Source organism: Pulveribacter suum, assembly GCF_003013695.1.
In the GTDB taxonomy this organism is placed as follows: domain Bacteria; phylum Pseudomonadota; class Gammaproteobacteria; order Burkholderiales; family Burkholderiaceae_C; genus Melaminivora; species Melaminivora suum.
Genome location: NZ_CP027792.1, coordinates 1,920,926 through 1,946,753, shown reverse-complemented (window position 1 = coordinate 1,946,753; position 25,828 = coordinate 1,920,926). Strand labels below are relative to the sequence as shown.

At 68.6% G+C, this 25,828-nt stretch carries 24 protein-coding genes; 15 read left to right on the top strand and 9 right to left on the bottom strand.

Annotated elements, in window-relative coordinates; all coding sequences use genetic code 11:
* Positions 1–52: 52 nt before the first annotated feature.
* The 6 genes from C7H73_RS09020 to C7H73_RS08995 all read right to left on the bottom strand — a co-directional run bounded on the left by C7H73_RS09020 (position 53) and on the right by C7H73_RS08995 (position 8,090).
* Positions 53–1,591 carry a 2-isopropylmalate synthase gene (locus C7H73_RS09020; protein ID WP_106846334.1) on the bottom strand — a complete coding sequence of 513 codons (1,539 nt, stop codon included), beginning with the start codon at positions 1,589–1,591 and terminating at the stop codon, positions 53–55.
* Positions 1,592–1,644: 53 nt separating this feature from the next.
* The gene (gene leuA / locus C7H73_RS09015; RefSeq protein WP_106846333.1) at positions 1,645–3,363 is read right to left on the bottom strand and encodes a 2-isopropylmalate synthase; all 1,719 of its coding nucleotides are present in this window, start codon (positions 3,361–3,363) and stop codon (positions 1,645–1,647) included.
* A 213-nt stretch (positions 3,364–3,576) separates the two neighbouring features.
* Positions 3,577–4,410 carry a CDP-diacylglycerol--serine O-phosphatidyltransferase gene (pssA, locus tag C7H73_RS09010; protein ID WP_106847605.1) on the bottom strand — a complete coding sequence of 278 codons (834 nt, stop codon included), beginning with the start codon at positions 4,408–4,410 and terminating at the stop codon, positions 3,577–3,579.
* Positions 4,411–4,575: 165 nt separating this feature from the next.
* Positions 4,576–5,592, bottom strand: a complete 1,017-nt coding sequence (gene ilvC / locus C7H73_RS09005; RefSeq protein ID WP_106846332.1) for a ketol-acid reductoisomerase — start codon at positions 5,590–5,592, stop codon at positions 4,576–4,578.
* A gap of 55 nt (positions 5,593–5,647) precedes the next feature.
* Positions 5,648–6,139, bottom strand: coding sequence for an acetolactate synthase small subunit (gene ilvN, locus C7H73_RS09000; protein ID WP_106846331.1), 492 nt, complete (start codon positions 6,137–6,139; stop codon positions 5,648–5,650).
* A gap of 145 nt (positions 6,140–6,284) precedes the next feature.
* Positions 6,285–8,090, bottom strand: a complete 1,806-nt coding sequence (locus C7H73_RS08995; RefSeq protein WP_106847604.1) for an acetolactate synthase 3 catalytic subunit — start codon at positions 8,088–8,090, stop codon at positions 6,285–6,287.
* 306 nt (positions 8,091–8,396) lie between these two features.
* On the opposite strand from C7H73_RS08995, the gene C7H73_RS08990 reads away from it, so the two are divergent.
* The 6 genes from C7H73_RS08990 to C7H73_RS08965 all read left to right on the top strand — a co-directional run bounded on the left by C7H73_RS08990 (position 8,397) and on the right by C7H73_RS08965 (position 11,906).
* Positions 8,397–8,966 (top strand): RNA polymerase sigma factor, encoded by a 570-nt coding sequence (locus C7H73_RS08990; RefSeq protein WP_106846330.1) that lies wholly within the window; start codon positions 8,397–8,399, stop codon positions 8,964–8,966.
* Positions 8,963–9,430: a DUF3619 family protein gene (locus C7H73_RS08985; protein ID WP_106846329.1), complete on the top strand. Its 468-nt coding sequence runs from the start codon at positions 8,963–8,965 to the stop codon at positions 9,428–9,430. Before C7H73_RS08990 ends, C7H73_RS08985 begins: the two co-directional genes overlap by 4 nt.
* A 25-nt stretch (positions 9,431–9,455) precedes the next feature.
* Positions 9,456–10,286, top strand: coding sequence for a DUF3106 domain-containing protein (locus C7H73_RS08980; protein ID WP_106846328.1), 831 nt, complete (start codon positions 9,456–9,458; stop codon positions 10,284–10,286).
* 61 nt (positions 10,287–10,347) lie between these two features.
* Positions 10,348–10,914, top strand: a complete 567-nt coding sequence (locus tag C7H73_RS08975) for an RDD family protein (RefSeq protein WP_106846327.1) — start codon at positions 10,348–10,350, stop codon at positions 10,912–10,914.
* A complete protein-coding gene (locus C7H73_RS08970; RefSeq protein WP_106846326.1) occupies positions 10,907–11,320 on the top strand; it encodes a diacylglycerol kinase in 414 nt (137 codons plus the stop codon). The genes C7H73_RS08975 and C7H73_RS08970 overlap by 8 nt, the downstream gene beginning before the upstream one ends.
* Entirely contained in the window at positions 11,313–11,906 is a 594-nt protein-coding gene (locus C7H73_RS08965; protein ID WP_106846325.1) for an LOG family protein, read from the top strand. Before C7H73_RS08970 ends, C7H73_RS08965 begins: the two co-directional genes overlap by 8 nt.
* 30 nt (positions 11,907–11,936) lie before the next feature.
* On the opposite strand, the gene C7H73_RS08960 is transcribed toward C7H73_RS08965, so the two are convergent.
* Complete coding sequence (locus C7H73_RS08960; RefSeq protein ID WP_106846324.1) at positions 11,937–12,275, bottom strand: P-II family nitrogen regulator; 339 nt, start codon at positions 12,273–12,275, stop codon at positions 11,937–11,939.
* Positions 12,276–12,830: 555 nt separating this feature from the next.
* Between C7H73_RS08960 and trpB the strand changes: the two genes are divergently transcribed.
* The 3 genes from trpB to C7H73_RS08945 all read left to right on the top strand — a co-directional run bounded on the left by trpB (position 12,831) and on the right by C7H73_RS08945 (position 15,602).
* Positions 12,831–14,039, top strand: coding sequence for a tryptophan synthase subunit beta (gene trpB, locus C7H73_RS08955; protein WP_106846323.1), 1,209 nt, complete (start codon positions 12,831–12,833; stop codon positions 14,037–14,039).
* 70 nt (positions 14,040–14,109) lie between these two features.
* Positions 14,110–14,859 carry a leucyl/phenylalanyl-tRNA--protein transferase gene (aat, locus tag C7H73_RS08950; RefSeq protein ID WP_106846322.1) on the top strand — a complete coding sequence of 250 codons (750 nt, stop codon included), beginning with the start codon at positions 14,110–14,112 and terminating at the stop codon, positions 14,857–14,859.
* Entirely contained in the window at positions 14,856–15,602 is a 747-nt protein-coding gene (locus C7H73_RS08945) for an arginyltransferase (protein ID WP_106846321.1), read from the top strand. The genes aat and C7H73_RS08945 overlap by 4 nt, the downstream gene beginning before the upstream one ends.
* A gap of 54 nt (positions 15,603–15,656) precedes the next feature.
* Here C7H73_RS08945 and C7H73_RS08940 read toward each other — a convergent pair whose 3' ends face one another.
* Complete coding sequence (locus C7H73_RS08940) at positions 15,657–16,358, bottom strand: pirin family protein (RefSeq protein ID WP_106846320.1); 702 nt, start codon at positions 16,356–16,358, stop codon at positions 15,657–15,659.
* A gap of 117 nt (positions 16,359–16,475) precedes the next feature.
* Between C7H73_RS08940 and C7H73_RS08935 the strand changes: the two genes are divergently transcribed.
* From C7H73_RS08935 to C7H73_RS08915, 5 genes are all read left to right on the top strand, one after another.
* Positions 16,476–17,411, top strand: a complete 936-nt coding sequence (locus C7H73_RS08935) for a LysR family transcriptional regulator (protein WP_106846319.1) — start codon at positions 16,476–16,478, stop codon at positions 17,409–17,411.
* 95 nt (positions 17,412–17,506) lie between these two features.
* Positions 17,507–18,589: an NAD(P)/FAD-dependent oxidoreductase gene (locus C7H73_RS08930; RefSeq protein WP_106846318.1), complete on the top strand. Its 1,083-nt coding sequence runs from the start codon at positions 17,507–17,509 to the stop codon at positions 18,587–18,589.
* Between the two features lie 15 nt (positions 18,590–18,604).
* Positions 18,605–19,552, top strand: a complete 948-nt coding sequence (gene gluQRS / locus C7H73_RS08925) for a tRNA glutamyl-Q(34) synthetase GluQRS (protein ID WP_106846317.1) — start codon at positions 18,605–18,607, stop codon at positions 19,550–19,552.
* Positions 19,552–20,301 carry a tRNA (guanosine(46)-N7)-methyltransferase TrmB gene (gene trmB / locus C7H73_RS08920; RefSeq protein WP_227001451.1) on the top strand — a complete coding sequence of 250 codons (750 nt, stop codon included), beginning with the start codon at positions 19,552–19,554 and terminating at the stop codon, positions 20,299–20,301. Before gluQRS ends, trmB begins: the two co-directional genes overlap by 1 nt.
* Before the next feature lie 44 nt (positions 20,302–20,345).
* Entirely contained in the window at positions 20,346–21,353 is a 1,008-nt protein-coding gene (locus C7H73_RS08915; protein ID WP_106846315.1) for a GGDEF domain-containing protein, read from the top strand.
* Positions 21,354–21,422: 69 nt separating this feature from the next.
* On the opposite strand, the gene alaS is transcribed toward C7H73_RS08915, so the two are convergent.
* Positions 21,423–24,047, bottom strand: a complete 2,625-nt coding sequence (gene alaS, locus C7H73_RS08910) for an alanine--tRNA ligase (RefSeq protein WP_106846314.1) — start codon at positions 24,045–24,047, stop codon at positions 21,423–21,425.
* Positions 24,048–24,215: 168 nt separating this feature from the next.
* Between alaS and C7H73_RS08905 the strand changes: the two genes are divergently transcribed.
* A complete protein-coding gene (locus C7H73_RS08905) occupies positions 24,216–25,697 on the top strand; it encodes an NAD-dependent succinate-semialdehyde dehydrogenase (RefSeq protein ID WP_106846313.1) in 1,482 nt (493 codons plus the stop codon).
* The last annotated feature ends 131 nt before the right edge of the window (positions 25,698–25,828 follow it).

Sequence of the window (25,828 nt, the reverse complement as noted above, 5' to 3'; positions counted from 1 at the left end):
TGTCTTGCGCGGGTTGGCTAAGAAAGGGGATGAGATCTCCCCTGTTTGCCCTTTAGCCCTGCGCCGCTACCCGCTCGGCCTTGCTTTGCAGCTTGTTCAGCGCGCTCAGGTAGGCCTTGGCCGAGGCCACGACGATGTCCGGATCGGCGCCCACGCCATTGACCACGCGGCCGGCGCTTTGCAGGCGCACCGTCACCTCGCCCTGGCTTTCGGTAGAGCCGCTGATGGCGTTCACCGAGTACAGCACCATCTCTGCGCCGCTTTGCACCTGCGATTCGATTGCCTTGAGCGAGGCGTCCACCGGTCCGTTGCCCTCGGAGCTGCTGCGCACCTCCCGGCCGCCGCGGGTGAAGACGATCTCGGCTTGGGGGCGCTCGCCCGTCTCGCTGCGCTGGGCCAGTGAGACGAAGCCGAACTGTTCCTTCTCGGGCGACAGGCTCTCGTCGTTCACCAGGGCCAGGATGTCCTCGTCGAAGATCTCGCTCTTTCGGTCGGCCAGCTCCTTGAAGCGGGTGAACGCTGCGTTGATCTCGCTCTCGCTTTCCAGCTCCACGCCCAGCTCCTGCAGGCGCTGCTTGAAGGCGTTGCGCCCCGAGAGCTTGCCCAGCACGATCTTGTTGGCGCTCCAGCCCACGTCCTCGGCGCGCATGATCTCGTAAGTGTCGCGCGCCTTGAGCACGCCGTCCTGGTGGATGCCCGAAGCGTGCGCGAAGGCGTTGGCGCCTACCACGGCCTTGTTGGGCTGCACCACGAAGCCCGTGGTCTGACTGACCATGCGGCTGGCGGCCACGATGTGCTGGGTGTCGATGCCGACCTCCAGGCCGAAGTAGTCGCGGCGCGTCTTCACGGCCATCACCACCTCTTCCAGCGAGCAGTTGCCGGCGCGCTCGCCCAGGCCGTTGATGGTGCATTCGACCTGGCGCGCCCCGCCGATCTTCACGCCGGCCAGCGAGTTGGCCACCGCCATCCCCAGGTCGTTGTGGCAGTGCACGCTCCAGACCGCCTTGTCGCTGTTGGGAACACGCTCGCGCAGGTTCTTGATGAAGTTGCCGTACAGCTCGGGGATGGCGTAGCCCACGGTGTCGGGCACGTTGATGGTGGTCGCTCCTTCATCAATCACCGCCTCGATCACACGGCACAGGAAGTCCGGGTCGCTGCGGTAGCCATCCTCGGGGCTGAACTCGATGTCCTCCAGCAGGTTGCGCGCAAAGCGCACGGACTGTTTCGCCTGCTCCAGCACCTGTTCGGGCGTCATGCGCAGCTTCTTTTCCATGTGCAGCGCACTGGTGGCGATGAAGGTGTGGATGCGGGCGCGGTTGGCGTCTTTCAAGGCCTCGGCGGCGCGAGCGATGTCGCGGTCGTTGGCGCGCGAGAGCGAGCAAATGGTCGAATCCTTCACCGCGCGGGCGATGGCCTGCACGCACTCGAAGTTCCCGTTGGAGCTGGCGGCAAAGCCGGCCTCGATGACGTCCACCTTCAGCCGCTCGAGCTGGCGCGCGATGCGCAGCTTCTCGTCGCGCGTCATGGAGGCGCCGGGCGACTGCTCGCCGTCGCGCAAGGTGGTGTCGAAAATGATGAGCTGGTCTGCCATGGTGTTTCTCCGTGCGAATGCGGGGTGCTTCTTGAAAAAGGTCGGGGGCTAATTTACGCCACCAGGGCCGGCTCGGCCGGGTGCTGCGCGGTGGCCTGCGAGCGTGTTGCGCGCAGCAGGCCCGAGGTCACGGCGCGGATGGCGGCGCTGACGATGTCGTGGTCCATGCCCACGCCGAAGACCGGGCGGCCGTCGTCCACCCGCAGCTCCACGTAGGCCGCGGCACGCGCGTCGCCGCCCACCGAGCCGGTGCCGCCCATGGCGTGTTCCTGGTAGTCCAGCACGCGGATGCCGTGCCCCGTGGCAGCGCCCTGGGCATTCACGAAGGCATCCACCGGGCCGTTGCCGCTGCCCTGCAGCGCGTGCTCGCGGCCCTGCCAATGAAGGCGACCGCTCAGCTCGGTCTGCGCCACGCCCTGGGCGCCCTCGCGCGCGGCGATGCGGCGCTGCTGCAGGGCGGGCGCCTCCTGCAGCGCGTATTCGCTGCAGAAAATACTCCACAGATCGGCGGCGGACAGCTCCTTGCCCTGCACGTCCATGGCGCGCTGCACCGCCTGGCTGAATTCGATCTGCAGGCGGCGCGGCAGCTGCACGCCGTAGTCTGCCTCCAGCAGGTAGGCCATGCCGCCCTTGCCCGACTGGCTGTTGACGCGGATCACCGCCTCGTAGCTGCGGCCCAGGTCTTTGGGGTCGATGGGCAGGTAGGGAATGGCCCACAGGTCGCCTTCGCGCCGCGCGGCGAAGGCCTTCTTGATAGCGTCCTGGTGCGAGCCCGAAAACGACGTATAGACCAAGTCGCCGGCATACGGGTGGCGCGCCGGCACGGGCAACTGGTTGCAGTGCTCGACCTCGGCGCGGATGGCGTCGATATCCGAGAAGTCCAGTTGCGGCGCCACGCCCTGCACGTACATGTTGAGGGCGACGTTGACGATGTCCAGGTTGCCCGTGCGCTCGCCGTTGCCGAACAGGCAGCCCTCGACGCGGTGCGCGCCGGCCATCAGCGCGAATTCAGCAGCGGCCGTCCCGGTGCCGCGGTCGTTGTGCGGATGCACGGACAGCACCACTTCTGGCCTGCCCGCAAAGCGCCGCGCCATCCACTCGATCTGGTCGGCGAAGACGTTGGGCGTGGCCGCCTCCACCGTGGTGGGCAGGTTCAGGATGATCGGTCGGCCCGCTCCCCAGGCACTGATCGCCGCCTCGCAGGCCGCAAGCGACACGTCGAGCTCGGCCAGGCTGAAGGTTTCGGGCGAATACTGCAGCACCCAGTCGGTCTCGGGCCGCGCATCGGTCAGCGCGCGCACCTGGCGCACGTGCCGGTCAATCAGCGCAATGACCTCGGGCACGCTCATGCCGAACACCACTTCGCGCCAGACTGGCGCCACGGCGTTGTACACGTGCACGATGGCCCGGCGCGCACCGGCAAGCGATTGCACGGTGCGCTCGATCAGCTCCTCGCGCGCCGGCGTCATCACCTGGATGGTCACGTCCTCGGGGATGCGGTCCTCCTCGATCAGCTGGCGCACGAAGTCCCATTCCACCTGCGAGGCAGCGGGAAAGCCCACCTCGATCTCCTTGAAGCCAATGCGCACCAGCAGCTCGAACATGCGCAGCTTGCGCTGCAGGTCCATGGGCTCGATCAGTGCCTGGTTGCCGTCGCGCAGGTCGGTGGACAGCCAGCGCGGAGCGCGCCCGATCTGCGCGTCGGGCCAGGTCCGGTCCGTGAGCGCAATGGGAGCGAAGGCGCGGTATTTGCTGGCGGGGTGGGTGAGCATGGTGCGGGTCTTCCGATCAAGGGTTTGGGGAACTACCAGCAACCTGCATGCATGAAAACAAAAACGGCCCGTTGCTGGTGCAAACGGGCCGAAGAAGTAGTGACTGGGATGCTGACGCGCGCTACTTTGCCTGCCCGTTGGACATCAGTAGTAGGCCTAGCGACAGAAAATGCATGGCGGCCAATGTAGCACACTGCCCCGGCGCCCGAGCCTTCAGTCGTGCAGCCCGCGCTCGTCGGGCTCGTCGGTGGAGGTGCTGATGACGCTGGTGTGCTGGCCCTTGGCCTTGCGCCAGGCATAGACCGCGTAGCCCGACAGGCCGTAGAGCACGAACACGCCAAACAGCACGCTGGGCGGGTCGATGTTGATCACGGCGATGCCCAGCGCGATCAGCACCACGGCAGCAAACGGCACGCTTTTCTTCATGCGCACGTCCTTGAAGCTGTAGAACGGCACATTGGTCACCATGGTCAGGCCGGAGAACAGCGTGAAGGCAAAGGCGGTCCACGCCACCGTGCTCCAGGCCAGCCAGCCATCCTCGCCGGGGCGCACCCCGGCGTCCGTCATCAGCCAGATGAAGCCGGCCACCAGCGCGGCGGCGGCGGGCGACGGCAGGCCCTGGAAGTAGCGCTTGTCCACCACACCGGTGTTGACATTGAAGCGCGCCAGCCGCAGCGCCGCGCAGGCGCAATAGACGAAGGCGGCAAACCAGCCCCAGCGCCCCAGGCCCTGCAGCGCCCACACATAGGCCACCAGCGCCGGCGCGGCGCCAAACGACACCATGTCCGACAGCGAATCCATCTGCTCGCCAAAGGCGCTGGCCGTGTTGGTCATGCGCGCCACGCGGCCGTCCAGGCTGTCCAGCACCATGGCGCAGAAGATGCCCGCCGCGGCCAGGTCGAAGCGCCCGTCCACTGCCATGACGATGGCGAAGAAGCCGCCGAACAGCGCCGCCAGCGTGAACAGGTTGGGCAGGATATAGATGCCCTTGCGGCGCTTGCGCACCAGCACGCCGCGCTCCGAATCGCCGCGATTGCCTTCATGCATCAAATCGACCTCCAACGCCCGCCAGTCAAGCGCGAGCAGCTATTGTTTTAATAGTATCCGCATGTTGCGGAAAAGCCCTGCAGTGTAGCCGCGCCGCAAGACGCAAAAAAGGCCACCGAAGTGGCCTGGGCTGACGCATCGCCCGCGTGGCGCGGGCGCGCGCCATCAGTTGCGGCTCTGGTCCACCAGCTTGTTCTTGGCGATCCAGGGCATCATGGCGCGCAGCTTGCCGCCGACTTGCTCAATGCTGTGATCGGCCAGGTTGCGCCGGCGTGCCGTCATCGACGGATAGTTCAGGCGGCCTTCCTGGATGAACATCTTGGCGTACTCGCCGTCCTGGATGCGCTTGAGCGCATTGCGCATGGCCTTGCGCGACTCTTCGTTGATGACCTCGGGGCCCGTCACGTACTCGCCGTACTCCGCATTGTTGGAGATGGAGTAGTTCATGTTGGCGATGCCGCCTTCGTAGATCAGGTCCACGATGAGTTTGAGCTCGTGCAGGCACTCGAAGTAGGCCATCTCGGGCGCGTAGCCGGCTTCCGTGAGCGTCTCGTAGCCCATCTTGATCAGCTCGACAGCGCCGCCGCACAGCACGGCCTGCTCGCCAAACAGGTCGGTCTCGGTCTCTTCCTTGAAGCTGGTCTCGATGATGCCGGCCTTGCCACCGCCGTTGGCCATGGCGTAGGACAGTGCCAGGTCACGCGCCTTGCCCGACTGGTCCTGGTGCACGGCCACCAAGTGCGGCACGCCGCCACCCTGGGTGTAGGTGTTGCGCACGGTGTGGCCGGGGGCCTTGGGGGCGACCATCCAGACGTCCAGGTCGGCGCGCGGCACGACCTGGTTGTAGTGCACGTTGAAGCCGTGGGCAAAGGCCAGCGACGCGCCCTGCTTGATGTTCGGCTCGACGTTGTTCTTGTACACGTCGCCGATCTGCTCGTCGGGCAGCAGGATCATGACCACGTCGGCGGCCTTCACGGCCTCGTTGACTTCCAGCACGTTCAGGCCGGCCTTGCCGACCTTGTCCCAGCTGGCGCCGCCCTTGCGCAGGCCGACCACGACCTTCACGCCGCTGTCATTCAGGTTCTGGGCGTGGGCGTGACCCTGGCTGCCGTAGCCGATGATGGCCACGGTCTTGCCCTTGATCAGGGAGAGGTCACAGTCCTTGTCGTAGAAAACTTTCATGTCTCATTCACTCCGGTTGAAATTCTGTAGGAATCGATAAAAAGCAGGAATTGTCCTACACGCGCAGGATGCGCTCGCCGCGGCCGATGCCGCTGGCGCCCGTGCGCACGGTCTCCAAAATGGCCGTGCGGTCGATGGCCTGCAGGAAGGCGTCGTTCTTGGACTGGTCGCCCGTCAGCTCGACGGTGTAGCTCTTTTCGGTCACGTCGATGATGCGGCCGCGGAAGATGTCGGCCATGCGCTTCATCTCCTCGCGCTCCTTGCCGACGGCGCGCACCTTGACCATCATCAGCTCGCGCTCGGTGTACGAGCCTTCGGTCAGATCGACCACCTTGACCACCTCGATGAGGCGGTTCAGGTGCTTGGTGATCTGCTCGATGACGTCGTCCGACCCGGTGGTCTGGATCGTCATGCGCGATAGCGACGCATCCTCGGTGGGGGCCACCGTGAGCGACTCGATGTTGTAGCCCCGCGCCGAAAACAGGCCCACGACGCGCGACAGCGCACCGGGCTCGTTCTCGAGCAGGACGGCGATGATGTGTTTCATGAAGACGGATTCCTCTTTTCGCTGCCCTCCCCTGGCGCCGGTAAGCGGCAGGCTTGGCAGGCAATAGATTCGCCAGTGGAAGAAATGCTATCTTTACGATAGCTGCCAGCGCTTGGTGAGCAAGCGCTGCAGGCCGATTTGGTGCTTAAAGGTCTTCCGACCCCAGCAGCATTTCGGTGATGCCCTTGCCCGCCTGCACCATCGGGAACACGTTCTCGGTGGGGTCGGTGCGGAAATCCATGAAGACCGTGCGATCTTTCAGCTTGCGCGCCTCGCGCAGCGCGGGCTCCACGTCCTGCGGCCGCTCGATCAGCATGCCCACGTGGCCGTAGGCCTCGGCCAGTTTCACGAAGTTGGGCAGCGCGTCCATGTAGCTGTGGCTGTAGCGGCCGGAGTACTCGATCTCCTGCCACTGCCGCACCATGCCCAGGTAGCGGTTGTTCAGCGACACCACCTTGATGGCCGTGTTGTACTGCAGGCAGGTGGACAGCTCCTGGATGTTCATCTGCACCGAGCCTTCGCCCGTGATGCAGAACACTTCCGACTGCGGCTTGGCCAGCTTGATGCCCATCGCGTAAGGAATGCCCACACCCATGGTGCCCAGGCCGCCTGAGTTGATCCAGCGGCGCGGCTCGTCAAAGCGGTAGTACTGCGCGGCCCACATCTGGTGCTGGCCGACGTCGGAGGTGACGTAGGTGTCGGCATCCTTGGTCATGTTCCACAGCGTCTCGACCACGTGCTGCGGTTTGATGACCTCGGTGTTGCCCCGGTCGTATTTGAGGCAGTCGCGACTGCGCCAGGCTTCGATCTGCTCCCACCAGGCGGCCAGGGCGCCAGCGTCCGGGCGCGTGGTGGTCTCGCGGATCATGGAGATGAGCTCGGTCAGCACATCCTTGACATCGCCGACGATGGGAATGTCCACCTTCACGCGCTTGGAGATCGAGGAGGGGTCGATGTCCACGTGGATGATCTTGCGGTCGTTCTGCGCAAAGTGCTTGGGGTTGCCGATCACCCGGTCGTCAAAGCGCGCGCCCACAGCCAGCAGCACGTCGCAGTTCTGCATGGCGTTGTTGGCTTCGATGGTGCCGTGCATGCCCAGCATGCCGAGGAACTTGCGGTCGCTGGCCGGGTAGGCGCCCAGACCCATCAGCGTGTGCGTGACGGGGTAGCCCAGCATGTCCACCAGCGTGCGCAGCTCGGCGCACGCGTTGCCCAGCAGGATGCCGCCGCCGGTGTAGATGTAGGGGCGCTTGGCGGTGAGCAGCAGCTGCAGGGCCTTGCGGATCTGGCCGGCGTGCCCCTTCTTGACCGGGTTGTACGACCGCATCTCGACGCTTTGCGGATAGCCGTGGTAAGCGGTCTTCTTGAAGGACACGTCCTTGGGGACGTCCACCACCACCGGGCCGGGTCGGCCGGTACGGGCCACGTGAAAGGCCTTTTTCAGCGTCACGGCCAGGTCGCGCACATCCTTGACCAGGAAGTTGTGCTTGACGATGGGCCGCGTGATGCCGACGGTGTCGCACTCCTGGAAGGCGTCCAGCCCGATGGCGGGCGTAGGCACCTGGCCGGAGATGATGACCATGGGAATCGAATCCATGTACGCCGTGGCGATGCCGGTGACCGCGTTGGTCAGGCCGGGGCCGGAGGTGACGAGGGCCACGCCCACGTCGCCCGTGGCGCGCGCATAGCCGTCGGCGGCGTGCACCGCCGCCTGTTCATGGCGCACCAGCACGTGCTGGATGCTGTCTTGCTTGTACAGCGCGTCATAGATGTAGAGCACCGCACCGCCGGGATAGCCCCACATGTACTGCACGCCCTCGGCCTGCAGGGCCTTGACGAGGATTTCCGCACCCATCAGGTCCTGGGGGGTGCCGGAGGCAGGGGAAGCGGGGAATGCGCTGCCGCCGGAAGCTGCGGCTGCCGAAGCGAGTTCGGCCTTGGAGATTTCCATGATCAACCTTTGCGATTTTCTCTGACGAAAAACCTTGGGTGCCCCTCGGTCGCGCCCTTGTGGGGCTGCCTTGGGACTTGAGGCCTCGGCCATGGGCGCCATATGTGTTGCGCCGAACCGGGACCCGTTTGCCTTGTTGGATTGCGCGATTATTGCACCGCAATATGACCTGGGCGAGCCAAGCGCCGCATTTTTGTGGGGCGCCGATGCGATAATCCCACGCTTACCGCCCCTGGCGCGCCCGGCAGCACGCCCCCGCGCCGGACGGCCGCCATCCGCTGCCTGCCCTTTGCGGGGCCCTTCTTTTTGGCTACCGAGCAAGAGCTGTCCGATTTCCTCAAGAGCGTGGATAAACGTGCCTTCAAGCGCACGATGTACCACGTGCGCAACGAGGAGTCGGCGCTGGACATCGTCCAGGACAGCATGCTGAAGCTGGCCGAACACTATGGCGACAAGCCCGTGGGCGAGTTGCCCATGCTGTTCCAGCGCATTCTCACCAACAGCACGCTGGACTGGTTTCGCCGTCAAAAGACGCGCAATGCCTTGTTCAGCAACCTGGGCGACTTCGAGAGCTCCCATGACGACGGCGGGGATTTCGACCTGCTGGAAGTGCATACCGGCGCGCCGGAAGGCGAGGCGGTCCAGAGCGCGGAAGACGCCGTGCGCCGCAGGCAGATCCTGCAGCGCATCGAAACCGAGATACAGGCGCTGCCCGCACGTCAACGCGAGGCATTTTTGATGCGTTACTGGGAAGAGATGGATGTTGCCGAAACCGCGGCAGCCATGGGCTGCTCCGAAGGCAGCGTCAAGACCCACTGTTTTCGAGCCGTACAGACCCTCAGCCGCGCCCTGAAGGCCAAAGGAATCGCGCTATGAACCGCACCCCCGAACCGACTGCCGACGCCTCGCTGGCGATGGATGCCTACGCCCGCCGCATCGCGACGCGCCTGACCGAGGCCAGCAGCGAGCTGCCCTATGACATCACCGAACGCCTGCGCGCCGCGCGCATGCAAGCGCTGGAGCGGCGCAGGCGCCCGGCAGCCGCGCATGCCACACGTCCTGCCGTACAGGATGCCGTGGTGCACCTGGGTGGCGGCGCGGCGGCCCTGGGCGGTGGCGGCGGGCGCGAAGGCGGCACCTGGTGGCGCGCACTGGTCTCGGCCGTGCCGCTGACGGCCCTGCTGGCCGGGCTGGTGTTCATCAACATTTCGCAGGACGAGACGCTGGCCGCCGAGATGGCTGAAGTCGATACCGCCCTGCTGGCCGACGACCTGCCGCCCTCGGCCTATGCCGATCCGGGCTTCGTCCAGTACCTGCGGGCTTCGGGGCAAAATCCCTGACCCTGCCCGCGCCCGCCCGCACTGAATGACAGCTTCTCCGCCGCAACGCTCCCCACGCCTGGTGCCAGCCCTCGTGCTGGCATCGCTGCTGCTGGCCGGACTTGCCGCGACGGGGTGGCGCGCGATCGGCTGGGTGCGCATGGCCCCCAGCACGCCGGTACCCGTGCAGGCTCTGGCCGACAGCCGGCACCGGGCAGCGGGAGAGACGCGCGCCGTGGCCCAGCCCGAAGTGGGCCCGCCGTGGAGCGCCCTGACCACGGCGCAAAAGGAAGCGCTCTACCCGCTGGCCAGCCGCTGGAGCGTGCTGAGCGAGGCGCAGAAGCTGCACTGGCTCAAGCTGGCGGCCGGGTTTCACTCGCTGGCCCCGCGCGAGCAGGAAAAGATGCTGGCCCGCCTCACCGACTGGGCCAGCCTCAGCGCCCAGCAGCGCAGCCAGGCGCGGCTGAACTACGCCGCCACCACCGCCCTCGCCCCGGACAGCAAACGCGCCAAGTGGGAGGCCTACCAGGCGCTGAGCGAGGAAGAAAAGCAACGCTTGGCCGCCCGTGCCGTCCGGCGGCCTGCAGGCGCGGCCACCGCCGTGCGGCCTTCGCCCAAAAAGCTGGTGCGCGTGCCTGCGGCCATCAGCGCCCCGGCCGCCGTGGCCAACCCGCCAAAGATTCCCCGCCCCGCCGAACCGCACCTGCCGCAGGCCCTGCCGGTGCCGCCGCCGGTTGTGGTAGAAACCAGGCCCGTCGAAATGCCCTCGGCCCAGCCGCAGTCGCTGCCGCCCCTGCCGCTGGGCGTCGAGTCGCCCCCGGCGCCGCCGCAGGAGCCGCTGAGCGGCCACATGGAGCCGCTGCACCCGCCGCAGTAGCCCGCGCGAGGGCGGCCGGCGCGCTTTTCCCACCTTCGTCACCCTCGCCTCTTCCACCGAGATGTCTGCTTCCCGCCCCCAGGGGCCATCTTTGCCTGCTGGCGACGCCGTGGCCATTCCTCTTGAAGCCCCTGCGCTGCGCCGGCGCATGGCCTGCTGGCTGTATGAGGGCATGCTGATGTTCGGCGTGGTGTTCATCGCCGGCTACCTGTTCAGCACCCTTACGCAGACCCGCCATGCGCTGGACAACCGCCACGCACTGCAGGCCTTCCTGTTCGTGGTCTTCGGCATCTACTTCACCTGGTTCTGGTCGCGCGGGCACACGCTGGCCATGAAGACCTGGCACATCCGCCTGGTGGACCGGGCCGGGCGCAATGTCAGCCAGCCGCGGGCGCTGGCGCGCTACGTGCTGAGCTGGCTGTGGTTCCTGCCGCCGCTGGCATTGCTGGCGCCTTTTCACCTGTCGGGCGGCGAGCTGCTGGTGCTGATGGCGGGCTGGGTGCTCGTGTGGGCGCTGCTGAGCCGCCTGCACCCCCAGCGGCAATTTCTGCACGACGCGCTGGCCGGCACCCGGCTCATCCACCATGAAGCCACCCGGCGCAAGCCCCCGAAAGGTGCCGATGCCTGAGCCCATCCTGCCGGCCGAAGCTGCCGCCGCAGCGCACAAGCGCCGCACCGGCCTCGTGCGGCTGCTGCACGCCGGGCGCCATTCGCTGCGCGGCCTGGCCGACGGCTGGGGCGAAAAGGCCTTCCGGCTGGAAGCCTGCCTGGCCGCGGTGCTGCTGCCGCTGGCCTGCTGGCTCGGCCAGGGCGACTGGGTGAAGACGGCCCTGCTGTGTGCCACGGCCCTGCTGGTGCTGATCGTGGAGTTGCTCAACTCCGGGATTGAAGCCGTGGTGGACCGCATCGGCCCCGAGTGGCATGAGCTGTCGCGCCGCGCCAAGGACATGGGCAGCGCCGCCGTGCTGTTGAGCCTGCTGCTGTGCGGTGGGGCCTTTGCCGCCGCCCTTTTTGAAAGAATGGTCCGTGGCTGACGTCGCCTTTTCCGTCTGTGTGTACCTGGGCTCGCGTCCCGGCAGCGATCTGCGCTTTGCCCAGGCGGCCGCGGCCGTGGGCCGCTTCATCGGGCGCCACGGCGGCCAGCTGGTCTATGGCGGCGGGCGCAGTGGCCTGATGGGCACGGTGGCCGAGGCGACACGCCAGGCAGGCGGGCGCGTGGTCGGCGTGATCCCGCAGTCGCTGGTGGACAAGGAGCTGGCCAACCCGCTGTGCGACGAGCTGCACATCGTCACCACCATGCACGAGCGCAAGGCCATGATGGCCGAGCGCAGCGACGCCTTCCTGGCCCTGCCGGGCGGCATCGGCACGCTGGAAGAGCTATTTGAGGTCTGGACCTGGCGCCAGCTCGGCTACCACGACAAGCCGGTGGGCATCCTGGACGTGGGGGGCTACTACGCCCAGCTGCTACAGTTTTTGCAGCACAGCGTGGCCAGCGGCTTGATGGGCGAGTGGCAGATGGGCCTGGTGCGCACGGGCGACGACGTGGACACGCTGCTTGCCGCCCTGGTGCAGGAGGCCGGCACCCGGCCGCCGGCGACCGGGCTGCGCGACGTCATCTGAGCTGAGCCGAAGCCGGCCCGGCCAGCTGGCTCAGATCGCCGCTTCGTCCAGCTCGCCGGTGCGAATGCGCACCACCCGCTCCACTGCGGTCACGAAGATCTTGCCGTCGCCGATCTTGCCGGTACGTGCGGCCGCGACGATGGCGTCCACGCAGCGGTCCACATCCTCGCCGCGCACGGCCACCTCGATCTTCACCTTGGGCAGGAAATCCACCACGTACTCCGCACCGCGGTACAGCTCCGTGTGGCCCTTCTGGCGGCCAAAGCCCTTGACCTCCGTGACCGTCAGGCCCGTCACGCCGCATTCGGCCAGGGCTTCGCGCACTTCCTCCAGCTTGAAGGGCTTGATGACGGCAGTGATCATGTGCATGCGCGAACTCCTGGAGTCTGGAAAAAAGGCCCAAGAAATCAGGCCGGCGCGGAATTATGGCGCCAACACCCGGTGCCCACGGGCGCCCGGGTTGTCCCCACCAGCACTGGAAAGATCTGTGGATAACTTGCGTAAGCCGCTGTACGGCGAGCGCAGGCCCTTGATTTGCAAGGGAATCTTCATTACTGCCTGGTTTTTAAGCAGCTGCTGCACGTTGCGCGCCAGCGCAAGGGGTGTGGCGCAGGCCGGGACCCGGGCGATTGGCCAAAGGTGGTGCGCTTGGCGGCCAGCCGCGGCTGCAGCCTGCCCCGGTGGATCGACAGAGCGCTGGCAGAGTGCAGCCCGCGCGCCGGCCATGCTGCGCGAACCCGCCGGCCCGTGCCACCCGCCTGGGCAGCGCGGCACCCGCCTGATGCACCTGGGAAGCCGCGCCAGCGTGCGCCGCCGCCCGCGCGGATGGCCCGTTGTGCGCAGGGCACAATGGCCGGCGCGCCCGCGCCCGCGTGCCGGGCGGCGCCAAACCCTCCGTCAACCCGCCCTCTTTTGTTTCGCACCATGAGCCAACAGCCCACGTTCGCCCCCATGCCCGACGCCGCCGGTTTCTTCGGCCCCTACGGCGGCCAGCTGGTGCCGCCGCACCTGAAGCAGGCGATGGACGACATCAACGCCGCCTACGCCGAGATCATCCAGAGGCGCGACTTCCAGGACGAGCTGGCCCAGCTGTTCGCCGACTACGTGGGCCGGCCCAGCCCGATCTTTCATGCCCGGCGCCTGTCCGAGCAGCTGGGCGGCGCGCAGATCCACCTCAAGCGCGAAGACCTGAACCACACCGGCGCGCACAAGATCAACCACTGCCTGGGCGAGGCGTTGCTGGCCAAGTTCATGGGCAAAAAGAAGGTCATTGCCGAGACCGGCGCCGGCCAGCACGGCGTGGCGCTGGCCACGGCTTGCGCGCTGGTAGGCATTCCGTGCGAGATCCACATGGGCCAGGTGGACATCGAGAAGGAACACCCCAACGTCACCAAGATGCGCATTCTGGGCTGCACGCTGGTGCCGGTCACGCGCGGCGCGGCCACGCTGAAGGAGGCCGTGGACAGCGCCTTCGAGGAATACCTGAACAACCCGCAGGACTACCTGTACGCCATCGGCTCGGTGGTCGGCCCGCACCCCTTTCCCATGATGGTGCGCGACTTCCAGGCCATCATCGGGCGCGAGGCGCGCGAGCAGTTCCAGGCCAGGCACGGCCGCCTGCCCGACTACGTGGCCGCCTGCGTGGGCGGCGGCTCCAACGCCATGGGCATGTTCACCGCCTTCCTGAACGACGCGCAGGTGCAGCTCGTCGGCGTGGAACCCGCCGGCGAAGGCACGGACAAGGCCGGCCGCCACGCCGCCACCCTGACCATGGGCAAGCCCGGGGAGATCCACGGCATGAAGTGCTACGTGCTGGAGGACGCGCCCGGCGTGCCCTCCGCCGTGCACAGCATCGCCTCGGGCCTGGACTACCCCGGCATCGGCCCCCAGCACAGCTACCTGAAGGACCTGGGCCGCGTGCGCTACGAGGTCGCCAGCGACCAGGAAACGCTGGATGCCTTCATGCGCCTGTCGCGCGTGGAGGGCATCATCCCGGCACTGGAAAGCGCCCACGCCGTCGCCTGGGCCATGCGCGTGGCGCCCACGCTGGGCAAAGACCAGCACATCCTGGTCAACCTGTCCGGCCGCGGCGACAAGGACGCGGACTACGTGGCCAAGGTGCTGGGCCTTTGATTTATAGCCTTTTTGGCCTCAAACGCCCACCAATCAAGCGCTGGCAGCTATCGTTTCTGTAGTATCCGCCATGCCCTTTCCCCTGCCCTGGCTGAATGCGGGCGACCCCCTGCCGCCGCCCGGGCAGGCGTGGGACGACGCGTCGCCCGCGCCCGGCCTGCTGGCGGCGGGCGGCTCGCTGGCGGTGCCGCGGCTGGTGCAGGCCTATGGCCAGGGCACCTTCCCCTGGTTCAGCGAAGGCCAGCCGATTTTGTGGTGGAGCCCTGAGCCGCGCATGGTGCTGCCGGTGGCGCAGTTCCGGCTGCACCGCTCGCTGCGAAAGACCGTGCAGCGCTTTCGCGCCACGCCCGGCTGCCAGCTGCGCGTGGACAGCGCTTTCAGCTCCGTCATCCGCGCCTGCGCCGGCACGCCGCGCGCCGGCCAGGGCGGCACCTGGATCGTGCCGGAAATGGTGGCGGCCTACGAGCAGCTGCACGCCGCCGGCCACGCGCACAGCGTGGAGACCTGGGTGGACGGGCGCCTGGTAGGCGGGCTGTACTGCGTGGCGCTGGGCCGGGCGGTGTTTGGCGAATCCATGTTCGCGCACGCCACCGACGCCTCGAAAATCGCCCTGGCCGCGCTGGTGGCGCTGTGCCGGCGCGGCGGCGTGCAGCTGATCGACTGCCAGCAAAACACCCGCCACCTGGCGTCGCTGGGAGCGCACGAAATTCCACGCGCGCAATTTCTCACGCACGTGGCGCAGGCGCGCGCGCAGCCCGACTTTTCCTGGCAATGGAGCTCCCTATACTGGGATGAACTTCTGCCCCTGAAAGACGCGTGACGCAACTCAACGACCTTCCCCTGCAAAGCCTGCAGTTCTACGCCACGGCGCCGTATGCCTGCAGCTACCTGCCGCGCGCGCAGGCACGCTCGCAGGTGGCCACGCCCAGCCACCTGATCCAGGGTGCGGTGTACTCGGAGCTGGTGGCGCAGGGGTTTCGGCGCAGCGGCATGTTCACCTACCGCCCGCACTGCGATGGCTGCCAAGCCTGCGTGCCCCTGCGCGTGCTGGCAGAGCACTTCACCGCCGACCGCAGCCAGCGCCGCGCCCAGCGCCGCCACGCCCAGCTGCAGGTGCGCGTGCTGCGCCTGTGCTACCTGCCGGAGCACTACCAGCTGTACCTGCGCTACCAGAACGCGCGCCATGCCGGCGGCGGCATGGACCACGACAGCATCGACCAGTACACGCAGTTTTTGCTGCAAAGCCGGGTGAATTCACGCCTGGTGGAGTTCCGCGAACCTGCGGCCGAGGGCCAGGAAGCGGGCGCGCTGAAGATGGTCTCCATCCTGGATGTGCTGGACGACGGGCTGTCGGCCGTCTATACCTTCTACGAGCCCGAGGAAGGCGCCAGCTACGGCACCTACAACGTGCTGTGGCAGATCCAGCAGGCCCGCACGCTGGGCCTGCCGCACGTTTATCTGGGCTACTGGATCGCGCAAAGCCCCAAGATGAACTACAAGGCGCGCTTCCTGCCGCACGAGATGCGCATCGACGGTCAGTGGCAGCGAATGCCAGCCAAATAGCCCTCCAGCGCCCGCCAGGCAAGCGCTGGTAGCTATTGAAACAATAGCAGTCCTTCAAGGCGCCAGATCGAACACCAGCACCTCGGCGCCCTCGCCGCGCGCCAGCGACACGCCCGGCTCATCCTGCAGCAGCAGCGCGTCGCCGGCCTGCAGCGGCGCCCCGTTGGCCTCGACGCGCCCGCGCACCACATGCACGTAGCCCTTGCGGCCGGGCGCCAGCGCCAGCCGCGCGCTCTCGGCGCCGTCAAACAGGCCGGCGTACAGCCGCGCGTCGGCCTGCAGGCTCAAGGCCCCGCCCTGGCCCTGCGGGGCGACGATGCACGCCAGGCGCCCGCGCTTGTCCCCGTCCTTCACGCTGACCTGCTCGTAGCAGGGCGCAACGCCGGCCGCATCCGGCAGGATCCAGATCTGCAGGAAATGCGTGGCCTGCTCGCGCGAGTGGTTGAACTCGCTGTGCATCACGCCCGTGCCGGCGCTCATGCGCTGCACGTCGCCGGGGGGAATAGTCTCCACGTTGCCCATGCTGTCCTTGTGCGCCAGCGCGCCCGACAGCACGTAGCTGATGATCTCCATGTCGCGGTGGCCGTGCGTGCCAAAGCCCATGCCCGGCGCCACGCGGTCTTCGTTGATGACGCGCAGGTTGCCCCAGCCCATGTGGCGCGGGTCGTGGTAGTCGGCGAACGAAAAGCTGTGGCGCGACTGCAGCCAGCCGTGGTCGGCCTGGCCGCGCTCGTGCGATGGGCGAAGAATCTGCATGGCGGGCTCCTGGGGTGGGGTGCGGCAAAGCGTTTGATCGTAGGGCGCAGGCGGCGCGCGCGGGTGCTGGGCGATTGACGGCATCATTCAAAGCCGTTGAATCCTCGCGCCCGTCCCATGTCCACACCCCGCAGCGCCCTCACGCCCGACAACCTGGCCCTGCTGCAAAGCATTGCCGACACCGGCAGCTTTGCCGCCGCCGCGCGCCAGCTGGGCCTGGTGCCCAGCGCGCTGACCTACCGCGTGCGCCAGATCGAGGACGCGCTGGACGTGCTGCTGTTTGACCGCGGCGCGCGCCAGGCGCGCCCCACCGAAGCCGGCCTGGCCCTGCTGCGCGACGGCACGCGGCTGCTGGAGGACATGGACGCCATCGCCCAGCGCGTGCGCCGCGTGGCCACCGGCTGGGAGGCGCAGCTGACGCTGTCGGTGGACGGGGTGGTCTCCCCAGGCACGCTGCTGGAGCTGGTGCAGGCCTTCTACGCCCAGTCGCCGCCCACGCGGCTGAAGTGGTGCGAGGGCATCCTGAGCGGCACGGCCGAGGCCCTCATCACCGGCCAGGCCGACCTGGCCATCGGCGTGGCCGTGCCCTCGCCCAACATCGCCGGCCTGCAGGCCGAGCCGCTGGGCGAGGCGCGCTTCGTCTTCGCCGTCGCGCCCCACCACCCGCTGGCGCATCTGCCCGAGCCGCTGAGCGACGCCACGCTGCGCGCGCACCGCCTGGTGGCCGTGGCCGACTCGGGGCGGCACAGCAACGTGACGCTGGGCATCCTGTCGGGCCAGGACGTGCTCACCGTGCACAGCCTGCGGGCCAAGGTGCAGGCGCAGCTGCTCGGCCTGGGCTGCGGCTTTCTGCCCGAAGCCATGGCCCGCCCCTACCTGGACAGTGGCCAGCTCGTGCTGCGCCGCGTGGCCCGGCCGGTGCGGCGCGTGCGCCTGGCCTACATGTGGCGCGAAGCCCGGCCCGAGGCCCACGGCCGCGCCCTGCAGTGGTGGCTGCAGCAGCTGCGCAGCAGCACCACGCGCCGCGCGCTGCTGGAAAACCACCCGGCATAGTTCATCGCCACCCGCCGGGGCGCGTGTAGAGTAGGGCCGGCACCCGCCCGGCCACCACGCGCCGGGCGCCCCCACACCCCGCGCGAAGGCCCGCCATGAGAGACACCCAGCCCACCATGTCACCCACCGCCACGCCCGCCGGGCCGCGCCGCTTTGCCGTCGTAGGGGCGGGCATGGCAGGCATCGCCTGCGCCCGCACGCTGGCGCAGGCCGGGCACGACGTCACGGTGCTGGAAAAGCTGCCGCGCGCCGGCGGGCGCACCGGCTCGCTGGACACGACCTACGGCAGCTTTGACGCCGGCGCCCAGTACTTCACGGTGCGCGACGAGCGCTTCGAGCGCGCCCTGGCCACCGTGCCCGGCCTGTGCCGGCGCTGGAGTGCCAGCACCGTGCGCGTGCTCGACCCGCTGGGCCGCGTGGCCGCCGCCGCGCCGCCGCCCGGCGAGGCCCACTGGGTGGCCACCCCCACCATGGACGCGCTGGTGCAGGCCTGGAGCCAGCCCCTGGCCAGCGAGGGCCGGCTGCACACGCACACCGCCGTCACCCACATCGAGCGCGACCCCATGCGCCCCCTGGCCTGGCAGCTGCGCACCGTCTCGGTCGATGGCGGCACGCGCACCTTCGCCGGCTTCGACGGCGTGGTCTTCGCCCTGCCCGCCCCGCTGACCCAGGACCTGCTCGCCGGCTGCGCCGTGGCGCCCGCCTGGGGCGAGGCCCTGGCCGACACCCACATCGCCCCCTGCTGGACGCTGATGCTGGCCTTTGCCCAGGCCGTGCGCCCGGGCCTGACCACGCTGGGCCCGCAGTGGAACGCCGCGCGCAGCACCCACCACCGTGTGGCTTGGCTGGCGCGCGAATCGAGCAAGCCCGGCCGCGCGCAGATCGAGCGCTGGACGGTGCAGGCCTCGCCCCAGTGGTCGGCCGAGCACCTGAACGACGACCCGGCCCGCATCCGCGACAAGCTCACGCGCGCCTTTGCCGAGATCACCGGCATCCACGCCGCGCCCACGCACAGCCAGGTGCGCTGCTGGCCGCATGCGCAGACGCAAAGCCCCCTGGGGCAGCCCTTCGTCTGGGACGCCGCCACCGGCCTGGGCGCCTGCGGCGACTGGTGCCTGGGCCATCGGCTGGAGGACGCGTTCGTCTCCGGTCTGTCCCTGGCCCTGGCTGCTGCCTAAAGCCTGTTCCAGCCCTTGGGCTACATCGGCCGCTTCGCCCCCTCGCCCACCGGACCGCTGCACGCCGGCTCGCTGGTCGCCGCCCTGGCCAGCTGGCTGGACGCGCGCGCGGCCGGCGGGCGCTGGCTGGTGCGCATCGAAGACGTGGACCCGCCGCGCTGCCCGGCCGGCGCCAGCGAGCGCATCCTGGCCCAGCTGGCGGCCTGCGGCCTGCATCCCGACGCGCCGCCTCTGTACCAGTCCAGCCGCGCGGACCGCTACCAGCAGGCGCTGGACGCGCTGCGCGCGCGCGCCCTGGCCTACCCCTGCGCCTGCACCCGGCGCGACGTGGATGCGGCCCTGGCGGCGCGTGGCCTGGCCCACGAGCGGCACGTGGAGCGCCCCTACCCCGGCACCTGCCGCGCCGGCCTGGGCGGGCGGACTGCGCGGGCCTGGCGCCTGCACACCGAGAAATATCAGTCAAATCAGCCTGCAGCGCTTGCCTCTCAAGCGCTGGCAGCTCATTTTTCGATAGCAAAGACAGGGGTGGCCTGGCACGACCGCCGGCTGGGCGTGCAGCAGCAGGACGTGGCCGCCCAGGTCGGCGACTTCGTGCTGCGCCGCGCCGACGGCCTGTGGTCCTACCAGCTGGCGGTGGTGGTGGACGATGCCGACCAGGGCATCACCCACGTGGTGCGCGGCGAAGACCTGGCTGACAACACCCCGCGCCAGATCCTGCTGCAAAGCGCCCTGGGCCTGCCCACGCCGCGCTACCTGCACACGCCGCTGGTGCGCGGCGCCGATGGCGAGAAGCTGTCCAAGCAGCACGGCGCGCCCGCCATTGACGAGCGCCAGCCGCTGGCAGCCCTGGCCCAAGCCGCCAGCGCCCTGGCGCTGCCCGCCGCCCCCGCGGGTGCCACGACGGGCGAAGGGCTTGCCCTATGGGCGCGCGCCTGGGCGCGAACCTACAATCCGCCCCCGTGATGGCAACCCCTCCTTCTTCCTCTTCTTCTCCCGTGCAATCTTTGCCTGCCGCCGGTGCGCCGGCCGACGTCGCCCACCCCAAGGGCATCAAAAGCTACGTGCGCCGCGCCGGCCGCACCACCACCGGCCAGTCCAAGGCTCTGGAGGAGCTGGGCCCGCGCTATGTGCTGGACTACCAGAGCCGGCTGCTGGACGCGGCCGACGCCTTCGGCCGCACGGCGCCGCTGATCCTGGAGATCGGCTTTGGCATGGGCGAGGCCACAGCCCATATCGCCCAGGTGCGCCCTGGCGACAACTTCCTGTGCTGCGAGGTGCACGAGCCTGGTGTGGGCGCGCTGCTCAAGCGCATCGGCGAGCACGGCATCGACAACATCCGCATCCTGCAGCACGACGCCGTGGAAGTGCTGGAGCACATGCTGGCGCCAGGCATGCTGGACGGCGTGCACCTCTTCTTTCCCGACCCCTGGCACAAGACGCGCCACCACAAGCGCCGGCTGATCCAGCCGCCGCTGGTCGCCAAGCTGGCCAGCCGCCTCAAGCCCGGCGGCTACCTGCACTGCGCCACCGACTGGCAGCCCTATGCCGAGCAGATGCTGCAGGTACTGTCCGCCGAGCCGCTGTTGGCCAACACGGCCGAGGCCTACGCGCCCAAGCCTGACTACCGGCCCCTGACCAAGTTCGAAAACCGCGGCCTGCGACTGGGCCACGGCGTGTGGGACCTGGTGTTTCGCCGCCGCTCGTCGCCCTGAGCCGATCGCCGGCCTGTTCTTTCTTCCCTGTTGAAGCCACCACCATGAAACCCCTGCTGCGCAACCTGGCCGAGATGACCGCCCACCGCGACCACCTGCGGCTGGAGGTCTCGGTGGTGTCCACGCTGCTGCTGCAGGGCCGCGAGACGCGCGTGCGTGCGCTGGAGATGGTCACCCGCGACGCAGAGACCTGGCTGCGCCCGCGCAGCTGGAGCGACGGCGAGCGCATCGTCACCAGCGAACTTGAAGCGCTGGACGACCCGGCCGCGATCGCCCTGCGCTGCCTGCCCGAGCTGGCCCGGTGCATCGCCGCCGGCGGCAAGAGCGCCGAGCGCATCGACGAGCACGGACACACGCTGTGGATGCCCGTATGGCTGGGCGAGCGCGCCCACGCTTGCCTGGAGATCACCCAGCCCAAGGCCTTTACACGCCACCAGCGCGACGTGGTCTCTGGCGTGCACCTGGTCTATCAGAACTACCAGAGCCTGCTGGACTACAGCGAGCGCGACGCGCTGACCGGCCTGCTCAACCGCAAGACGTTCGACGAGCAGTTCACCCGCCAGTCCGGCGCGGACAGCTGGGATGCGCGCCACGGCCCCGATGCGCCGAGCCAGTGGCTGGCCGTGGTGGACATCGACCACTTCAAGCGGGTCAACGACCAGTTCGGGCATCTGTATGGCGATGAGGTGCTGATCCTGGTGGCCAACCAGCTGCGCAGCCTGTTTCGTGCGCAGGACCGGATCTTCCGCTTCGGCGGCGAGGAGTTCGTGGTGCTGCTGCGTTCAGCCACGCTGGCGCAGGCCCGCCAGGCGCTGGAGCGGCTGCGCGTGGCCATCGAAAGCCATGCCTTTCCCCAGATCGGGCATATCTCGGTCAGCATCGGCTTTGCCGGCGCCTATGGCGGCGCGCCGGTGGAGATCATCGGCCGCGCCGATCAGGCGCTGTACTTTGCCAAGGAGCACGGGCGCAACCAGGTGCGCTACTACGAAGACCTGGTGGCCAGCGCCTCGCTCAAGCAGAAGGTGGCGCACGACGAAGTGGAGCTGTTCTAGCCGGGCACGCCCGGCACCCGCGGCGCATCAGCCCCATGGCAGGCCCGCTGCTGGCGGGCCTGCTGCGTTTCAGACCCGCTCTTGCACCCACGCCGCCACCGACGCCAGCGCCTGTGGCAGCGCCGCCGCGTCGGTGCCGCCGGCCATGGCCATGTCGGCCTTGCCGCCGCCCTTGCCGCCCACCTGGCCCGCGACGAAGTTGACCAGCTCGCCGGCCTTCACGCGGGAAGTAGCGTCGGCCGTCACGCCGGCAGCCAGCTGCACCTTGTCGCCATCGACGGCGGCCAGCACGATGGCGGCGCTCTTGAGCTTGTCCTTGAGCTTGTCCATCGTCTCGCGCAGGGCGCGGGCGTCGGCGCCGGGCAGCTGCGCGGCCAGCACCTTCAGGCCCTTGACATCCACGGCCTGGTTGACCAGTTCGTCGCCCTGCGAGGCGGCCATGCGGCTCTTGAGCGCGGCCAGCTCTTTCTCGAGGCTGCGCACCTGCTCCAGCACCTGGGCCAGGCGCGGCTGCACCTCGGCCAGCGGGGCCTTCAGGGTGGCAGCGGCCGATTCGAGCGTGGCCTCGAGCTGCTGCACGTAGGCCAGCGCGTTGGCGCCGGTGATGCCCTCGACCCGGCGCACGCCCGCGGCCACACCGCCCTCGGCCACGATCTTGAACAGGCCGATGTCGCCGGTGCGCGCCACGTGCGTGCCGCCGCACAGCTCGCGGCTGGTGCCGATGTCCAGCACGCGCACGGTCTCGCCGTACTTCTCGCCGAACAGCATCATGGCGCCGGTCTTCTGGGCGCTCTCGATGTCCATCACGCGCGCCTGCGTGCCTTCGTTGGCCAGGATTTCCTGGTTCACCAGGCGCTCGATCTCGGTGATCTGCGCATCGCTCAAAGGCGCGTTGTGCGTGAAGTCGAAGCGGGTGCGCTCATCGTTGACCAGCGAGCCCTTTTGCTGCACGTGGCTGCCCAGCACCTCGCGCAGCGCCTTGTGCATCAGGTGCGTGGCGCTGTGGTTGCGCACGGTGGCGGCGCGCAGCTGGGTGTCCACGCGCGCGATGACCGTGTCGCCGATGCGCAGCGTGCCCTGCGTTTGCGTGCCGTGGTGGCCGAACACGTCGGCACGGATCTTCTGCGTATCGACCACGCCGAACTGCAGCCCCTGCGCCGCCAGCACGCCCTGGTCGCCCACCTGGCCGCCAGACTCGGCATAGAACGGCGTGGACGACAGCACCACCACACCGCTCTGGCCCTCGATGAGCTGCTGCACGGGCGCACCGTCGTGGTAGAGGGCCACGACCTGCGCGCTTTCTTCCAGGCGCTCGTAGCCGGTGAAATCATGGCCGGCGCCGGTGTACTCCAGCGCGCGGTCCATCTTGAACTTGCCTGCGGCGCGGGCCTGGGTCTTTTGCTGCTGCATGGCGGCGTCGAAGGCAGCGCCATCGACCTCGACGCCGCGCTCGCGCGCCACGTCCTGCGTCAGGTCCAGCGGAAAGCCGTAGGTGTCGTGCAGCTTGAAGGCCACGTCGCCGGCAAGCACCGTGGCGCCGCCGGCCAGCGCCGCGTCCAGGATGTCCATGCCGTGCGCCAGCGTCTCAAAGAAGCGCTCTTCCTCCACGCGCAGCACCTCGGTGATGCGCTCTTGCTGCTCGCGCAGCTTGGGGTAGGCGTCGCCCATCTGCGCCACCAGGTCGGCCACCAGCTTGTGGAAGAACGGCGTCTTGCAGCCCAGCTTGTAGCCGTGGCGGATGGCGCGGCGGATGATGCGCCGCTGCACGTAGCCGCGCCCCTCGTTGCTGGGGATGACGCCGTCGGCCACCAGGAAGGCGGTGGCGCGAATGTGGTCGGCAATCACCTTGAGCGACGGGTTGGCCAGGTCGACCGTGCCGGTCTCGCGGCCGGCGGCGCGGATCAGCGCCTCGAACAGGTCGATCTCGTAGTTGCTGTGCACGTGCTGCAGGATGGCGGCCAGGCGCTCCAGGCCCATGCCGGTGTCCACGCACGGGGCGGGCAGCGGCACCACGCTGCCGTCTTCCTTCATGTCGAACTGCATGAACACGTGGTTCCAGATCTCGATGAAGCGGTCGCCGTCCTCGTCGGGGCTGCCCGGCGGGCCGCCGGGGATGTGCGGGCCATGGTCGTAGAAGATCTCCGAGCACGGGCCGCAGGGGCCAGTATCGGCCATCATCCAGAAGTTGTCGCTCTTGTACTTGCCGCCCTTGTTGTCGCCGATGCGGATCACGCGCTCGGGCGGCAGGCCGATCTCCTTCGTCCAGATGCCGTAGGCCTCGTCGTCCTCGTGATACACGGTGGCCAGTAGCTTGTCGGCCGGCAGGCCGTACACCTGCGTCAGCAGCTCCCAGCCCCAGTGGATGGACTCGCGCTTGAAGTAGTCGCCGAACGACCAGTTGCCCAGCATCTCGAAGAAGGTGTGGTGGCGCGCGGTGTAGCCCACGTTCTCCAGGTCGTTGTGCTTGCCGCCGGCGCGCAGGCAGGTCTGCACGGACGCGGCGCGCACGTAGGAGCGCTTGTCCGTGCCCAGGAACACGTCCTTGAACTGCACCATGCCCGAGTTGGTGAACATCAGCGTCGGGTCGTTGCCGGGCACCAGCGGGCTGGAGGCCACCACCGTATGGCCCTTGGCGGCGAAGAACTCGAGGAACGTCTTGCGGATGTCCGCAACGGAGAAAGTGCGTGTGCTCATGGTATCGAAGGGTTTTTTGCTCGGGGCGGGCGGCGCGGTGCGCCCGCCGCGGCCAACCGGCAATTATAGGTTTTACCCCCATTCGGCAGTGGCGCCGCAGGCATGCACGCCAGGGCTATGCTGGCAGGTTCCGCAAGCCTGTCTATCGGCCTTTTGCCGCGCCACGCCATGAACAACGCCACTACCTCACCCCTGTCCCTGCTGGCCGATGCCAGCCTGCTCAAGACCGACGCCCTGCTGGGCGGCCGGTGGTTTGCCGGCGGCCAGCGCCTGGACGTGCACGACCCCGCCACCGGCCACAAGCTGGCCGACGTGGCCAACCTGGGCCCGCAGGAGACGCAGCGCGCCATCGACGCTGCCCGCGAAGCTCTGCCCGGCTGGAGCGCGCGCACCGCCAAGGAGCGCAGCCAGCTGCTGCGCAAGTGGTTCAATTTGCTCATGCAGCACCAGGACGACCTGGCCCGCCTGATCACCGCCGAAGGCGGCAAGCCGCTGGCCGAGGCGCGCGGCGAGGTGGCCTACGGCGCCAGCTTCGTCGAATGGTTTGCCGAAGAGGCCAAGCGCGTGAACGGCGAGGTGCTGCCGCACTTCCAGCCTGACCGCCGCCTGCTGGTGCTGCGCCAGCCCATCGGCGTGTGCGCCGCCATCACGCCGTGGAACTTCCCGCTGGCCATGATCACGCGCAAGGTGGCCCCGGCCATCGCCGCCGGCTGCACGGTGGTCGTCAAGCCGGCCGAGCTCACGCCGCTCACCGCCCTGGCCGTGGCCGAGCTGGCGCAGCGCGCCGGCCTTCCCGCCGGCGTGCTGAACGTGGTCACCAGCGACGACGCGGCCGGCGTGGGCCGCGTGCTGTGCGAGAGCGCGCACGTGCGCCACCTGTCGTTCACCGGCTCCACCGAGGTCGGCCGCATCCTGATGGAGCAGTGCGCGCCAACGATCAAGAAGCTGTCGCTGGAGCTGGGCGGCAACGCGCCCTTCCTGGTGTTTGACGACGCGGACGTGGACGCCGCGGTGGAAGGCGCCTTTGCCAGCAAGTACCGCAACGCCGGCCAGACCTGCGTGTGCACCAACCGCTTCTACGTGCAGGACGGCGTGTACGACGAGTTCGTGCAGAAGTTCGCCGCCCGCGTGCAGCAGGCCCAGGTCGGCAACGGCTTCGACGACGGCGTGCTGATCGGCCCGCTGATCGAGAAGGCCGCGGTGGACAAGGTGCAGCGCCATGTGGATGACGCGGTGGCCAAGGGCGCGCGCATCGTCACCGGCGGCAAGGCCCTGCCCGACCTGGGCTCGGGCCAGTTCTTCGAGCCCACGGTGCTGGCCGACGCCACCACCGGCATGCTGTTCGCACGCGAAGAGACCTTCGGGCCGCTGGCGCCGATCGTCAGGTTCAAGACCGAACAAGAGGCTATCGCTGCTGCCAACGCCACCGAGTTTGGCTTGGCGAGCTACTTCTATGCCCGCGACATGGCGCGCATCTTCCGCGTGGGCGAGGCGCTGGAAGCGGGCATGGTGGGCGTGAACGTGGGCCTGATCTCCAGCGAGCAGGTGCCCTTTGGCGGCGTCAAGCAGTCCGGCCTGGGCCGGGAAGGCTCCAGCCACGGCATCGAAGAGTACGTCGAGCTGAAGTATCTGTGCCTGGGCGGCCTGTAGCCCAGGCGCTTCGGTATTGATAGCTGCTGGCGCTTGCCCAGCAAGGGCTGGATGGCAAAAACACTTGCAATCCGCCCTGGTCCGCGCAGCCCGGCGGCTACGCTACAATTCGCGCCTTCGGCCTCCTACCA